This is a genomic window from Streptomyces sp. NBC_01210 (assembly GCF_036010325.1).
Classification (GTDB): domain Bacteria; phylum Actinomycetota; class Actinomycetes; order Streptomycetales; family Streptomycetaceae; genus Streptomyces.
Window position 1 is genome coordinate 4,712,933 of sequence record NZ_CP108549.1, and the last position, 14,827, is coordinate 4,727,759.

Annotated in this window: 10 protein-coding genes and 1 tRNA gene; all 11 read left to right on the forward strand. The window is 68.7% G+C overall.

Going from position 1 to position 14,827, the window contains the following annotated elements; all coding sequences use genetic code 11:
• The first annotated feature begins 309 nt into the window (after positions 1–309).
• The 11 genes from dnaN to OG735_RS21420 all read left to right on the forward strand — a co-directional run bounded on the left by dnaN (position 310) and on the right by OG735_RS21420 (position 14,813).
• Positions 310–1,440 carry a DNA polymerase III subunit beta gene (gene dnaN, locus OG735_RS21370; protein WP_327324777.1) on the forward strand — a complete coding sequence of 377 codons (1,131 nt, stop codon included), beginning with the start codon at positions 310–312 and terminating at the stop codon, positions 1,438–1,440.
• Between the two features lie 136 nt (positions 1,441–1,576).
• Positions 1,577–2,455, forward strand: a complete 879-nt coding sequence (gene gnd, locus OG735_RS21375) for a phosphogluconate dehydrogenase (NAD(+)-dependent, decarboxylating) (protein ID WP_327324778.1) — start codon at positions 1,577–1,579, stop codon at positions 2,453–2,455.
• 30 nt (positions 2,456–2,485) lie between these two features.
• Positions 2,486–3,637 carry a DNA replication/repair protein RecF gene (gene recF / locus OG735_RS21380; protein ID WP_327324779.1) on the forward strand — a complete coding sequence of 384 codons (1,152 nt, stop codon included), beginning with the start codon at positions 2,486–2,488 and terminating at the stop codon, positions 3,635–3,637.
• The gene (locus OG735_RS21385) at positions 3,634–4,188 is read left to right on the forward strand and encodes a DUF721 domain-containing protein (RefSeq protein WP_327324780.1); all 555 of its coding nucleotides are present in this window, start codon (positions 3,634–3,636) and stop codon (positions 4,186–4,188) included. Before recF ends, OG735_RS21385 begins: the two co-directional genes overlap by 4 nt.
• 1,164 nt (positions 4,189–5,352) lie before the next feature.
• Positions 5,353–7,419 (forward strand): DNA topoisomerase (ATP-hydrolyzing) subunit B, encoded by a 2,067-nt coding sequence (gyrB, locus tag OG735_RS21390; protein WP_327324781.1) that lies wholly within the window; start codon positions 5,353–5,355, stop codon positions 7,417–7,419.
• A gap of 41 nt (positions 7,420–7,460) precedes the next feature.
• Complete coding sequence (gyrA, locus tag OG735_RS21395; protein ID WP_327324782.1) at positions 7,461–10,097, forward strand: DNA gyrase subunit A; 2,637 nt, start codon at positions 7,461–7,463, stop codon at positions 10,095–10,097.
• An 87-nt stretch (positions 10,098–10,184) separates the two neighbouring features.
• On the forward strand, positions 10,185–10,733 hold the full coding sequence (locus tag OG735_RS21400) for a DUF3566 domain-containing protein (protein WP_327324783.1): 549 nt from the start codon (positions 10,185–10,187) through the stop codon (positions 10,731–10,733).
• A 59-nt stretch (positions 10,734–10,792) separates the two neighbouring features.
• Positions 10,793–10,866, forward strand: a tRNA-Ile gene (locus tag OG735_RS21405).
• A gap of 157 nt (positions 10,867–11,023) precedes the next feature.
• Positions 11,024–11,158, forward strand: a complete 135-nt coding sequence (locus tag OG735_RS21410) for a DLW-39 family protein (RefSeq protein ID WP_003958712.1) — start codon at positions 11,024–11,026, stop codon at positions 11,156–11,158.
• A 173-nt stretch (positions 11,159–11,331) separates the two neighbouring features.
• Positions 11,332–13,356 carry a vWA domain-containing protein gene (locus OG735_RS21415; protein ID WP_327324784.1) on the forward strand — a complete coding sequence of 675 codons (2,025 nt, stop codon included), beginning with the start codon at positions 11,332–11,334 and terminating at the stop codon, positions 13,354–13,356.
• Complete coding sequence (locus OG735_RS21420) at positions 13,353–14,813, forward strand: hypothetical protein (RefSeq protein ID WP_327324785.1); 1,461 nt, start codon at positions 13,353–13,355, stop codon at positions 14,811–14,813. The genes OG735_RS21415 and OG735_RS21420 overlap by 4 nt, the downstream gene beginning before the upstream one ends.
• The last annotated feature ends 14 nt before the right edge of the window (positions 14,814–14,827 follow it).

Below are 14,827 nucleotides of genomic sequence, written 5' to 3' on the forward strand. Positions count from 1 at the left end.
ACAGATGGGCCGGGTTGTCCACCGGCTCCACCCACAGGCCCGGTGGACAAAAAAACAGGCCTGACCTGCGCAGATGGCGTTATCCACGGTTTCCACAGGCCCTACTACTACTCCCACCTAGAGTTACCGGGAAATTCGCTTCGAAGAAGGCCCTGTGCACAACTGACGCCCGGAGCGTCCGACACCTCTTGCGACGACTTGACCCCGACCCGCACCGACTGTCGGTGCCGTACGTCAGACTGGTCCCCGGCGATACAGCCGACGACGAAGGCCAGCAGGGCGAGCCAGCAACAGCAGGAGGCGGTTCCGGTGAAGATCCGGGTGGAGCGCGATGTACTCGCGGAGGCGGTGGCCTGGGTGGCCCGGAGCCTCCCGGCCCGTCCGCCGGCACCCGTACTCGCGGGCCTTCTTCTGAAGGCGGAGGACGGTGCCCTCAGCTTCTCGAGCTTCGACTACGAGGTCTCGGCCCGTGTCTCGGTGGAGGCGGAGGTGGACGAGGACGGCACCGTTCTGGTCTCCGGCCGGCTGCTCGCCGACATCTGCCGCGCTCTCCCCAACCGCCCGGTGGAGATTTCCACAGACGGTGTACGCGCGACCGTGGTCTGCGGCTCCTCGCGATTCACACTCCACACCCTGCCTGTGGAGGAGTACCCGGCGCTGCCGCAGATGCCGACCGCGACGGGCACCGTGCCCGGGGAGATCTTCGCCTCTGCCGCCGCACAGGTCGCCATCGCCGCCGGTCGCGACGACACGCTCCCCGTCCTCACCGGCGTACGCATCGAGATCGAGGGCGACACGGTCACGCTGGCCTCCACCGACCGCTACCGCTTCGCCGTCCGCGAGTTCCTGTGGAAGCCGGAGAACCCTGATGCGTCCGCCGTGGCGCTGGTGCCCGCCAAGACACTGCTGGACACTGCCAAGGCACTGACCAGCGGTGACACGGTCACGCTTGCGCTCTCGGGCTCGGGTGCGGGCGAGGGGTTGATCGGTTTCGAGGGTGCCGGGCGACGGACCACGACCCGACTGCTCGAAGGCGATCTGCCGAAGTACCGCACGCTCTTCCCCACCGAGTTCAACTCGATCGCTGTCATCGAGACGGCGCCCTTCGTAGAGGCCGTCAAGCGTGTGGCGCTGGTCGCCGAGCGGAACACCCCGGTGCGGCTGAGCTTCGAGCAGGGCGTGCTGATCCTCGAGGCCGGTTCCAGCGACGATGCACAGGCTGTGGAGCGTGTCGACGCGAACCTCGACGGCGACGACATCTCGATCGCCTTCAACCCGACCTTCCTGCTCGACGGCCTGAGCGCCATCGACTCCCCGGTCGCCCAGCTGTCCTTCACCACCTCGACCAAGCCCGCGTTGCTGAGCGGCAAGCCGGCTGTGGATGCCGAGGCGGACGAGGCGTACAAGTACCTGATCATGCCCGTCCGGCTGTCCGGCTGAGCCTGCCGAGTGAGCTGAAGGTGTGATCCCGACGGGCCTGCTCCCGCCCGAGCAGGCCCGTCGGGGCCGTACGTACCGGCCGGGCGTAGGCTCAGAGCCGGGTACGAATCGGCATACAACGCTTAAGGAATCTGTGATGGAGCTCGGTCTCGTCGGCCTTGGCAAGATGGGCGGCAATATGCGCGAGCGCATCCGCCGCGCAGGCCACACCGTCATTGGCTACGACCGCAATCCGGACCTCGCCGATGTCCACAGCCTCGAGGAGCTTGTGGGCAAGCTGAAGGGCCCGCGGGTTGTGTGGGTGATGGTCCCGGCCGGAGCCGCGACCCAGTCCACCGTCGACGAGCTTGCCGAGCTGCTCGAGCCGGGCGACGTGGTGGTGGACGGCGGCAACTCCCGCTGGACGGACGACGAAAAGCACGCGGTCGAGCTCGGTATCAAGCGCATCGGCTTCGTCGACTGCGGTGTCTCCGGCGGTGTCTGGGGCCTGGAGAACGGCTATGCGCTCATGTACGGCGGCGAGGACGAGCACGTCGCGAAGGTCCAGCCGATCTTCGACGCGCTCAAGCCCGAGGGCGAGTTCGGCGCGGTCCACGCGGGCAAGGTCGGCGCCGGTCACTTCGCCAAGATGGTCCACAACGGCATCGAGTACGCCATGATGCAGGCCTACGCCGAGGGCTGGGAGCTCCTGGAGAAGGTCCACTCGGTCACCGACGTACGCGAGGTCTTCCGCTCCTGGCAGGCGGGCACGGTCATCCGTTCCTGGCTGCTCGACCTGGCGGTCAACGCGCTGGACGAGGACGAGCACCTGGAGAAGCTGCGCGGTTATGCACAGGATTCCGGCGAGGGCCGTTGGACTGTGGAAGCCGCGATCGACAACGCCGTGCCGCTGCCCGCGATCACCGCGTCGCTGTTCGCGCGGTTCGCGTCCCGTCAGGACGACTCCCCGCAGATGAAGATGGTCGCGGCGCTGCGCAATCAGTTCGGCGGCCATGCGGTGGAGAACAAGAAGTAACCCTGAGCCGGGGGAGGTCGGCGTACATCCATGCACGTCACGCATTTGTCGCTGGCCGACTTCCGCTCGTACGCCCGGGTCGAGGTCCCGCTCGACCCGGGCGTCTCCGCGTTCGTGGGGCCGAACGGGCAGGGCAAGACGAACCTCGTCGAGGCGGTCGGCTATCTCGCGACGCTGGCCAGCCACCGGGTCTCGTCGGATGCTCCGCTGGTACGGATGGGGGCCGACCGGGCCGTCATCCGGGCCGCCGTCACGCAGGGCGAGCGCTCCCAGCTGATCGAGCTTGAGCTCAATCCGGGGAAGGCGAACCGGGCCCGTATCAACAGGTCTTCACAGGTCAGACCGCGTGACGTGCTGGGGATAGTCCGGACGGTGCTGTTCGCGCCGGAGGATCTGGCGCTGGTGAAGGGCGATCCGGGCGAGCGGCGGCGGTTCCTCGACGAGCTGATAACGGCGCGGTCGCCGCGGATGGCCGGGGTGCGGTCCGATTACGAGCGGGTGCTCAAGCAGCGCAACACCCTGCTGAAGTCGGCGGCGATGGCGCGGCGGCACGGCGGGCGCGGGATGGATCTGTCCACGCTGGATGTGTGGGACCAGCATCTGGCGCGGGCGGGAGCGGAGCTGCTGGCACAGCGGATCGATCTGATCGCGGCGATGCAGCCGCTGGCGGACAAGGCGTACGAGGCGCTGGCGCCAGGGGGCGGGCCGGTGGCGTTGGAGTACCGTTCCTCCTCCTCTGCCGGGGGCGGGGTCGGTAGCGACGGTGGGGCCGGTGTGCACGGTCGCGACGAGCTGTACGCACAGCTGATCGGTGCGCTTGCGGAGGTGCGCAAGCAGGAGATCGAGCGGGGCGTGACGCTGGTCGGGCCGCACCGGGACGAGTTGGTGCTCAAGCTGGGGCAGCTGCCGGCGAAGGGGTACGCCAGCCATGGCGAGTCCTGGTCGTACGCGCTGGCGCTGCGGCTGGCCTCGTACGAGCTGCTGCGGGCCGAAGGCAACGAGCCGGTGCTGGTACTGGACGACGTGTTCGCGGAGCTGGACGTGCGGCGCCGGGAGCGGCTGGCGGCACTGGTGGCTCCGGGCGAGCAGGTGCTGGTGACGGCGGCGGTCGACAACGATGTGCCGGGGGTGTTGGCGGGGGCGCGGTACACGGTGGCCAACGGGGAGGTGGAGCGCGTATGAGCGACGAGCCGGTGGAGTCCGGGGAGCCGGCGGAGTCGCCGAAGGCGCCCGAGTCTTCGGGCGTCGACCTGGCGCGGGTCGCGCTGCGCGCGGCGAAGGAGCAGGCGAAGGCCCGCGGTGCGGCGGCTCAGCAGAAGAAGCAGGCCAGGCGGGGCGGCGGGCTGAGGTCGGGGGCGCGGGCGGATGGGCGCGATCCGCTGCCGCTGGGTGCGGCGATCAACCGGCTGATCACCGAGCGGGGCTGGGAGACGCCGGCAGCGGTGGGCGGGGTGATGGGGCGCTGGCCGCAGATCGTGGGCGCGGACCTGGCGAATCACTGCGTGCCGCAGAAGTATGACGAGGACGAGCGCGTGCTGACGGTGCAGTGCGACTCGACGGCGTGGGCCACGCAGCTGCGGCTGCTGGCGCCGCGGCTGGTGGCGCGGCTGAACGAGGACCTGGGGCAGGGGACCGTGAGGCTGATCAAGGTGCTGGGGCCGGGTGGGCCGCAGCGGAGGTATGGGCCGCTGAGGGCGCCGGGGAGTGTGGGGCCGGGCGACACGTACGGCTGAGGGCGGCGTCTGTCTCCCCGTACCCGCCCCTCCCCGTTACCCGCCCGTCCCCGAAACCGGGGGCCGCGCCCCGGGCCCGCTTTTCGGCAGCTTCGCGCCGAGATGCGGTGAGTGGCAGGTGGGGCGACTGCGCCCTGCTGCTTCTGCTTCGATCCGCGGTAGCGCCCGGTGTCGCGGGTAGGCCCCCGCACCCCGTCGCGGCAGCTTCGCGCCGCAGCAGCCCTGCCGTCCCCCTCTGCGCCGGGGTCCGTGCGCCGCCCGCGCGTATGGCTCGGCTCCGTGCCCCGTCCGGTGCCGGGATCCGCCCCGCGCCCTTCGCGTCGGCTTCGTGCGGCGCCTCCGCGCGGCAGCACCCCCCTGCGATGGGTCCTGCTCCGCCCACGCCCGGTGTCGGGGGCTGCTCTGCGCCCGTTTCGGCGGCTTCGCGCGGCAGCTTCGCCCCGCGGCTTCCCGCGGCAGCGGACTCTCCTGCCCCTGCGATGGGCTCATGGGCCGCTCCCATCCGGTGTCGCGAGTCCGCCCCGGGCCCGGGCCGCCGCGCCGGCAGCCCGCGGCACCGTGCCCCCCTTCCGTCGGGCTCCCTCGCCCGGTGTGGAGAGTCCCGCCCCAGGCCCCGTGTGCAGCTTCGCGCCGTGGCAGCCCGCCGTACTGCCCTGCGCCGGACTCGTGCCCCACCCCCGCCCGGTGTCGGGATCCTCCCCGTGCCCCTCGCGGCAGCAGCGCGCGTTGCCTCCATGCGCCAGGCTCCCCCGCCCCGCGGATCGGGCCTCGCACCCGTCGCGGCAGCTTCCCGCGACAGCGGCCCGCGGTGCCCCCTGCGCGTCGAGCTCGACCTCGCTCCGCCCGCCCGGGCACCCTCGCCGTCAAACGCCGCCGTGTCCCCTGGGCAGGACGAGCCGGGGGAAACCGAGCGAGGCATGTGAGGTGTCCCTCACCGTAGTGGGAGGTTGACAGGCCGAAGCGCTCAATGCCCGTGTGAGCCTCCTGAAGCCCCTTCCCGGATATGGGGAGTCGGACCGACATGGTTCAGGGCGGCACATGCGGACTCAGCTACCGGCAAACCCCCATTCGGGTCGGCGGTACCGGTAGACTGGTGGACAATCCCGCCCACTCGCGGAACATGTCGAACGACGCAGCCGCTCCCGCTTGCCCGGAGAACGGCTTGTGCTGTGCCAGAAAGGGCGCTTCGTGGCCGATTCCGGCAACCCCAACGAGAACATTCCGTCCACTCCTGCCGGCGGCAACGGCGAGGTCAAAGCCTCGTACGACGCCAGCGCGATCACCGTCCTCGAGGGTCTGGACGCGGTCCGCAAGCGCCCCGGCATGTACATCGGCTCGACCGGTGAGCGTGGACTTCACCACCTTGTGCAAGAGGTCGTCGACAACTCCGTCGACGAGGCCCTCGCAGGGCACGCGGACACCATCGACGTCACGATCCTTGCCGACGGTGGCGTACGCGTGGTCGACAACGGCCGCGGTATCCCGGTGGGCATCGTCCCGTCCGAGGGCAAGCCGGCCGTCGAGGTCGTGCTGACCGTTCTGCACGCCGGCGGTAAGTTCGGTGGCGGCGGCTACGCCGTCTCCGGCGGTCTGCACGGCGTCGGCGTATCGGTCGTCAACGCCCTGTCGTCCAAGCTCTCCGTCGAGGTCAAGAGCGACGGCTATCGCTGGACGCAGGACTACAAGCTCGGCGTCCCCACCGCTCCCCTCCAGAGGAACGAGCCCACCGACGAGACCGGCACCACGGTCACCTTCTGGGCCGACGCGGACGTCTTCGAGACGACCGAGTACTCCTTCGAGACGCTCTCCCGCCGTTTCCAGGAGATGGCCTTTCTCAACAAGGGCCTGTCCCTGACGCTGACCGACGAGCGCGAGTCGGCCAAGGCCACCGCGGGAGCGGACGCCCCTGAGGAGCCGGACGAGGAGCCGCCCGCCAGGACGGTCAGGTACTACTACGAGGGCGGCATCGTCGACTTCGTGAAGTACCTGAACTCCCGCAAGGGCGAGCTGATCCACCCGACTGTCATCGACATCGAGGCGGAGGACAAGGAGCGGCTGCTCTCTGTCGAGATCGCCATGCAGTGGAACTCCCAGTACACCGAGGGTGTGTACTCCTTCGCGAACACGATCCACACCCACGAGGGCGGTACGCACGAAGAGGGCTTCCGGGCCGCGCTCACGGGTCTGGTCAACCGGTACGCGCGTGACAAGAAGCTGCTGCGCGAGAAGGACGACAACCTCTCCGGCGAGGACATCCGCGAGGGTCTTACCGCGATCATCTCGGTCAAACTGGGCGAGCCGCAGTTCGAGGGTCAGACCAAGACCAAGCTGGGCAACACCGAGGCGAAGACGTTCGTCCAGAAGATCGTGCACGAGCACCTCACCGACTGGTTCGACCGCAATCCCAACGAGGCCGCGGACATCATCCGCAAGTCCCTCCAGGCGCAGACGGCGCGTGTCGCGGCCCGTAAGGCGCGCGACCTGACCCGTCGCAAGGGCCTGCTGGAGTCGGCTTCGCTGCCGGGCAAGCTGAGTGACTGCCAGTCGAACGACCCGACGAAGTGCGAGATCTTCATCGTCGAGGGTGACTCCGCCGGTGGTTCGGCGAAGTCCGGCCGTAACCCGATGTACCAGGCGATCCTGCCGATCCGAGGCAAGATCCTGAACGTCGAGAAGGCCCGGATCGACAAGATCCTTCAGAACACCGAGGTCCAGGCGCTGATCTCGGCCTTCGGTACGGGAGTCCACGAGGACTTCGACATCGAGAAGCTCCGCTATCACAAGATCATTCTGATGGCGGACGCCGACGTCGACGGTCAGCACATCAACACCCTGCTGCTGACCTTCCTGTTCCGCTTTATGCGGCCGCTGGTCGAGGCCGGGCACGTGTATCTCTCGCGCCCGCCGCTCTACAAGATCAAGTGGGGCCGGGACGACTTCGAGTACGCGTACTCGGACCGTGAGCGCGACGCGCTCGTCGAACTCGGCAAGCAGAACGGCAAGCGGATCAAGGAAGACTCGATCCAGCGCTTCAAGGGTCTCGGCGAGATGAACGCCGAGGAGCTGCGCATCACCACGATGGACGTGGACCACCGCGTGCTCGGCCAGGTCACCCTGGACGACGCGGCGCAGGCCGACGACCTGTTCTCCGTGCTGATGGGCGAGGACGTCGAGGCGCGGCGCTCGTTCATTCAGCGCAATGCCAAGGACGTCCGCTTCCTCGACATCTGAGTCGGTCTCAGCTGACCGCTTCGAAAGGATCTTGACCAGCAATGGCCGACGAGAACACTCCCGCCACCACTGAAGAAGAAGAGCAGGGGCTGCGGATCGAGCCCGTCGGGCTCGAGACGGAGATGCAGCGCTCGTATCTCGACTACGCGATGTCCGTCATCGTCTCGCGTGCGCTGCCCGACGTACGGGACGGACTCAAGCCCGTCCACCGTCGTGTGCTCTACGCGATGTACGACGGCGGATACCGGCCCGAGAAGGGCTTTTACAAGTGCGCCCGCGTCGTCGGCGACGTCATGGGTACGTACCACCCGCACGGCGACTCCTCGATCTACGACGCCCTGGTCCGGCTGGCCCAGCCGTGGTCGATGCGGATGCCGCTGGTGGACTCCAACGGCAACTTCGGCTCTCCGGGCAACGACCCGGCCGCCGCCATGCGGTACACCGAGTGCAAGCTGATGCCGCTGTCGATGGAGATGCTCCGGGACATCGACGAGGAGACCGTCGACTTCCAGGACAACTACGACGGCCGCAATCAGGAGCCGACGGTTCTGCCGGCCCGGTTCCCGAATCTGCTGGTCAACGGGTCGGCCGGTATCGCGGTCGGTATGGCCACCAACATTCCGCCGCACAATCTGCGTGAGGTCGCGGCGGGCGCCCAGTGGGCGCTGGAGAACCCTGACGCCACCCACGAGGAGCTGCTCGACGCACTCATCGAGCGGATCAAGGGCCCGGACTTCCCGTCCGGCGCGCTGGTCGTGGGCCGCAAGGGCATCGAGGAGGCGTACCGCACCGGCCGTGGCTCCATCACGATGCGCGCGGTCGTCGAGGTCGAGGAGATCCAGAACCGCCAGTGCCTGGTGGTCACGGAGCTTCCGTACCAGACCAACCCGGACAATCTCGCGCAGAAGATCGCCGACCTGGTGAAGGACGGCAAGATCGGCGGCATCGCGGACGTCCGCGACGAGACCTCTTCCCGTACGGGCCAGCGCCTGGTCATCGTGCTGAAGCGGGACGCGGTCGCCAAGGTCGTGCTGAACAACCTCTACAAGCACACCGATCTGCAGACGAACTTCGGCGCGAACATGCTGGCGCTGGTCGACGGTGTGCCGCGCACGCTGTCGCTGGACGCCTTCATCCGCCACTGGGTGCACCACCAGATCGAGGTCATCGTCCGGCGTACGAAGTTCCGCCTGCGCAAGGCGGAGGAGCGGGCGCACATCCTGCGCGGTCTGCTCAAGGCGCTGGACGCGATCGACGAGGTCATCGCGCTGATCCGGCGCAGTGACACGGTCGAGATCGCGCGCGAGGGCCTGATGGGCCTGCTGCAGATCGACGAGATCCAGGCCAACGCCATCCTCGAGATGCAGCTGCGCCGACTGGCAGCCCTGGAGCGGCAGAAGATCGTCGCCGAGCACGACGAGCTGCAGGCCAAGATCAACGAGTACAACGCGATCCTGGCCTCGCCCGAGAAGCAGCGGCAGATCGTCAGCGAGGAACTGAACGTCCTCGTCGAGAAGTTCGGCGACGACCGGCGCTCCAAGCTCGTGCCCTTCGACGGTGACATGTCCATCGAGGACCTGATCGCCGAGGAGGACATCGTCGTCACCATCACGCGTGGCGGCTATGTGAAGCGTACGAAGACGGACGACTACCGCTCGCAGAAGCGCGGCGGCAAGGGCGTACGCGGTACGAAGCTGAAGGAAGACGACATCGTCGACCACTTCTTCGTCTCGACGACGCACCACTGGCTGCTGTTCTTCACCAACAAGGGCCGGGTCTACCGTGCCAAGGCGTACGAGCTGCCGGATGCCGGCCGGGACGCGCGCGGCCAGCACGTCGCCAACCTGCTGGCCTTCCAGCCGGACGAGCAGATCGCCGAGATCCTGGCGATCCGCGACTACGATGCCGCGCCCTATCTGGTGCTCGCCACCAAGGGCGGTCTGGTGAAGAAGACGTCGCTGAAGGACTACGACTCGCCCCGTTCGGGTGGTGTCATCGCGATCAACCTCCGGGAGACGGAGGACGGCAGCGACGACGAGCTGATCGGCGCGGAGCTGGTGTCGGCGTCGGATGATCTGCTGCTCATCAGCAAGAAGGCGCAGTCGATCCGGTTCACCGCAACGGACGATGCGCTGCGTCCGATGGGGCGTGCGACATCGGGTGTGAAGGGGATGAGTTTCCGTGAGGGAGACGAGCTCCTCTCGATGAATGTTGTCCGGCCGGGTACGTTCGTGTTCACTGCCACCGACGGCGGGTACGCGAAGCGGACCGCTGTCGACGAATACCGCGTCCAGGGTCGTGGCGGCCTCGGTATCAAGGCCGCCAAGATCGTGGAGGACCGCGGGTCGCTCGTGGGTGCGCTGGTGGTCGAGGAGACGGATGAGATCCTCGCCATCACGCTCGGCGGCGGTGTGATTCGTACGCGAGTCAATGAAGTCAGGGAGACGGGCCGTGACACCATGGGCGTCCAACTGATCAACCTGGGCAAGCGCGATGCCGTGGTCGGTATCGCTCGTAACGCCGAGGCCGGTCGCGAGGCCGAAGAGGTCGAAGCGGCCGCAGAGGTCGAAGGGACCGAAGAGGTCGAAGGGACCGAAGAGGTCGAAGGGGCCGACATCGAGACGGCCGAGGCGGCAGTCGAGGGCGCTCAGCCCTCGGCCGGGGAGCACGAGGAGTAAAGCGTGAGTGGAGCCACGGGCGCCGGATCGGCCGCTTCCGGAGCGAACGGTGCCCGTGGCCCTGCCGCGGACTCCCAGGGAGTTACGGTGACGGACACCCGGGGGCCTCAGCCCCCGTACGAGACGCACGGCGGCGAGCAGCCGGCGCAGCCGTACCACCCGCCTCAGGCGTATCCCTCGCCGCAGGGCGTGGGGCAGATGCAGGGCGGGCAGCAGGCGGGCACCGCTGTGCGCCGGCCGCGGACCGGGGCGCGTACGACGCCGCGTACCCGCAAGGCGCGGCTGCGGGTGGCCAAGGCCGACCCGTGGTCGGTGATGAAGGTCAGTTTCCTGCTCTCCATCGCACTGGGCATCTGCACAGTGATCGCGGCCGCGGTGCTGTGGATGGTCATGGACGCCATGGGCGTCTTCTCCACGGTCGGCGGGACGATCAGCGAGGCCACCGGCTCGAACGAGAGCAATGGCTTCGATCTTCAGTCGTTCCTGTCGCTGCCGCGGGTGCTGGTCTTCACCTCGGTCATCGCGGTGATCGATGTGGTGCTGGCCACAGCGCTGGCGACGCTCGGGGCGTTCATCTACAACCTGTCCGCCGGTTTCGTGGGCGGTGTCGAGCTCACGCTGGCGGAGGACGAGTAACCGATTTTGGCGCTGCCAGGCACGTGCGCTAATCTTCAGAGGTCAGCGCAGAGCGCGGCGGGGCTATAGCTCAGTTGGTTAGAGCGCATCCCTGATAAGGATGAGGCCACAGGTTCAAATCCTGTTAGCCCCACAGTTGTGATTCGGCCCGGACGGGGATTCTCCGTCCGGGCCGATCGCTTTGTCCGAGACCGGAGTTGGCGCGTACGCAGGTCACCGATCGGTATCGGTCGGTGTGTATAGTCGGGCGCCAGAAGTCCTCATACGTCAAGGAAAGACGAGGTCGCGCGGTGAAGAAGCTTCTCCTGGTCGCACTGGCCGCCATCGGCGGGCTCCTCGTGTACCGCCAGATCCAGGCGGATCGCGCCGAGCAGGATCTGTGGACGGAGGCGACCGACTCCGTGCCCGCAGGTTCGGGTGTGTGAGACGCAGCAGTCTTGAATCATGGAGCCCCGGTCGCTGAAGCGGCCGGGGCTTCGTGTTGCCCGGGCCCGGGGGCCGGTGCCGTTGCGGGACCGTGACAATGCCCCTCTTGAGTTCACTTCAGCAAATCACTAGATTGCAAGAGCAAACTTTGGGTTTCGGGGAGGGGACACGAGTGAAGGCACGACTGGGTTGCCGGGCGACGGGGGCAACGATCGGCGCGGTGCTGCTCGCACTGGCGGCCGGGCCGCTGTCTGCCGCAAGCGCGGCCGGGCAGACGGAGCAGCCCGGGCAGGCGCAGCAGGCGGAGCAGCCCGGGCAGGCGGAGCGGGCCGAAGCACCGGATGGGAAGAGCGGCCTGGTGATGGTGCTCGACTCCTCCGGCTCCATGGCCGACGACGACGGCACCGGCCGGACCCGGATGGAATCCGCCCGCACGGCGGTCGGAACCGTCGTGGACGCTCTTCCGGACGGCTTTCCCACCGGCCTGCGGGTCTACGGCGCCGATCGGCCCAAGGGCTGCACCGACACCCGGCTGGCGCGGCCCGTACGGCCACTGGACCGGGCGGCCATGAAGCAGGCCGTGGGCGCCGTACGGCCCAAGGGCGACACGCCCATCGGACTGTCATTGCAGAAGGCCGCCCAGGACCTGCCGAGGCCCGCGGACGGTGCGATCGGGACGCGCACGATCCTGCTGGTCTCCGACGGCGAGGACAACTGCGGCTCCCCGCAGCCTTGCGAGGTCGCCGAGCAGCTCTCCAAGGACGGTGTCGGCCTGCGCATCGACACCGTCGGCTTCCAGGTGCGGGGCGCGGCACGGCAGCAGCTGGAGTGCATCGCGAAGGCGGGCAACGGCCGCTACTACGACGCGCCCGACGCCAAGGCCCTCGCCCGCCAGCTGCAGCGCTCCGCACAGCTGTCCGCGGACGGTTACCGCTTCCGCGGCAAGCCGGTCGAGGGCGCGCTGAAGCGGGACGCGGCGCCCGCTCTCGTACCGGGGCAGTATCTGGACACCATCGGACCCGGCGAGCAGCGCTATTACGCGGTCGACCTGGATGCCGAATCGACTGTGGACTTCTCGGCGACAGCGGTGCCGCAGCCCGGGGCGGCGGTCGACACCTTCGACGTCCTGCGTACCAGCATCGCGTACGGCACTGACAGTTCCTGCGGGACCAGCACCGAGCGCTTCTTCCAGAAGGAGGGCGCGACCCCGCTCACCTCGGCGGTCGCCCGGATCCGGAGCGAGAAGGGCACGGATGGCTGTGACAAGGCGGGGCGGTACTGGCTGGTCGTCGAGCGGGAGAGCAAGAAGGGCTCGGACGCCGCGCGGTGGCCGCTGGAGCTGACGTACGGGGTGGAGAAGCCGCTGGCCAAGGATGTGACGCCCGCTCAGTCGCAGCCGGAGTACGGAGAGGGCGACAAGAACGCCCTGCTGCCGACCGGGAACCCGCGGGACGTGACGGGCGGCACCGGCTTCAACGACGCCAAGAAGCTCGGACAAGGCGTGTGGCGGGACAAGGTCCTGCCGTCGCAGACGCTCTGGTACAAGGTCCCGGTCGGCTGGGGGCAGCAGCTGCGGTACGACGTGGAGTTCGCCAACGAGCCGACCGTGGAGGGCTCTTCCTCGGTGTGGTCCTACGGAGCCACGCAGGTCTTCACGCCGGACCGGGCGCCGGTCGGCGGCGGCACCGGGGAGTTCAGCCCGCAGAGCATCTACAACGGCCGGCCCATGGCGTTGGAGATGGGCACCGTGCCGGTTGCCTGGACCAACCGCCACGAGTCGAGCCCGAACGTCGTCCCGGTGCACACCCGGGGCGGCTTCTACATCGCCGTCACGCTGGGTGCGAAGGCGGCCGAAATCGCTGAGAACCCGCACATCGGCGTGGTGGTACGGGTGGCGGTACTGGGCGACGAACTGGCAGGGCCGCAGCACGACGCTCCCGCCCTGGCGAGGGACACGGACAAGCAGGGTGATTCGGCCGCCCGCGCAGACAGCGAAGGGGCCGCCGGGGCAGGATGGACCGGCACTGCGGCCGCGGCGGCGGCAGGCGGCGCGGTCATCCTGATCGCGATCCTGGTACTCGTACTGGTACGGCGCAGGTCGGCCACGGGTACGGCCGCCGATGCGGTCACACACACGGCCACGGCCACGGCCGCACGCACGGACACAGGCACGGACACAACAAGGAGGAGCGCGTGAAGAGGCAGCGCGGCAGAGGCCGGGCGACGCTGGCCTGCATGGCGGCGATGTGCGCGGTGGCGGCGCTGCCCGGGCAGTCGTGGGCGGCCGACGAGCCGAATCCGTACACCTTCGACAGCGCGGCGAAGCCCGTCCAGGGCACGGCGTCCAACACCGCCGGGCCGCCCCTGAAGGCCGGATCGACCTACAAGGACACGATCAAGCCCCGCGAGAAGCGCTATTACCGCATCGATCTGGACGGCACGACCAACGCGTACATCTCTGCGGCGGCCGTCCCGAAACTGGCCACGAAGGTCGCGTACTCCGACAAGCTCACGGTGAGCATCGAGGACCGCTCGGGCGCCAAGTGCAGTGACAACTACGCCCAGTTCGGCTCCGCAGAGTACGCCCGGCCGGTCGCCGCGTACGCGGACCGGACGATCGACAAGGAGACCAGCAACTGCCGGGAGGCCGGCACGTACTACGTCCTTCTGGAGCGGACCAGCGACGCGACCTCCACGCCCGAGGCATGGGACGTCGAAATACGTTTCGCCTCCGAACCGGGGCTGAAGAAGGCCGCTCCCACCGCACCGCCCGAGACCTGGCCCTCCGCATCGCCGGCGGCACCCGCAGGCGGCCCGGAGAAGCGTCCCGGCGGAACGAGTTTCACCGACGCCACCAGCCTGAAGCAGGGCGAGTGGCAGGACGAGATCACCCCGGGCCAGACGCTCTTCTACCGGGTGCCGGTGAACTGGGGACAGCAGATCTTCGCCAGCGCCGACCTCGGTACGAGCACGACGGCCGACAGTGCGCAGAGCGTCAGCCAGGCCTTTGTGCTGTCCTTGCACAACCCGGCCCGCGGGTACGTGCAGAACAACGGGAACGTGTACTACGACGGCAAGCAGAAGTCGGTCGCGCTGGAGCCGTTGCCTCCGGTGGCGTACGAGAACCGGTACGCCACCGACAGCGCCACCAGTGCCATGCGCTTCGCCGGCTGGTACTACCTGTCGGTCACGCTCAATCCGAAGATCGCCGAGGAGTACGGCAACAAGGCGATTCCGCTGACTCTGCGGGTGAACATCGAGGGCGAGGCAGGGCACGCCCCGGCGTACGCGGAGCGGGCCGGGGACTTCGAGGTCACCCAGGACGACCAGGAGGCGGCGGACAGCGGGAAGAGCGCTCCCGAGGCGGCGAAGAGCGACACGATGAAGCTGGTCGCTGCTGCGGGGATCGGCGCGGGGACCGTGCTCGTGCTGGGGCTCGGGGCGTGGACGCTGCTCGCGCGGCGGCGGACGGCTGCGGTGCCGGCGGCATCCGCTCAGTCGTCGGCTCAGTCGTCGGTTCAGTCGTCGGCGCAGGGGCAGATGCCTGGACAGCTACCCGGGCAGGTGTCGATGTACGGGCAGACGCCGGGGCAGGGTCAGGACCAGGCACCCGGCCAGGCGCCGGGGCAGTACGGACCGCCCTCCGCCTGGTAGTTCAGGCCCGATCG

Excerpts from the sequence above, each read along its gene's own strand:
- gnd (WP_327324778.1), top strand. The coding sequence starts at position 1,577 with ATGGAGCTCGGTCTCGTCGGCCTTGGCAAGATGGGCGGCAATATGCGC.
- recF (WP_327324779.1), top strand. The coding sequence starts at position 2,486 with ATGCACGTCACGCATTTGTCGCTGGCCGACTTCCGCTCGTACGCCCGG.
- OG735_RS21385 (WP_327324780.1), top strand. The coding sequence starts at position 3,634 with ATGAGCGACGAGCCGGTGGAGTCCGGGGAGCCGGCGGAGTCGCCGAAG.
- gyrA (WP_327324782.1), top strand. The coding sequence starts at position 7,461 with ATGGCCGACGAGAACACTCCCGCCACCACTGAAGAAGAAGAGCAGGGG.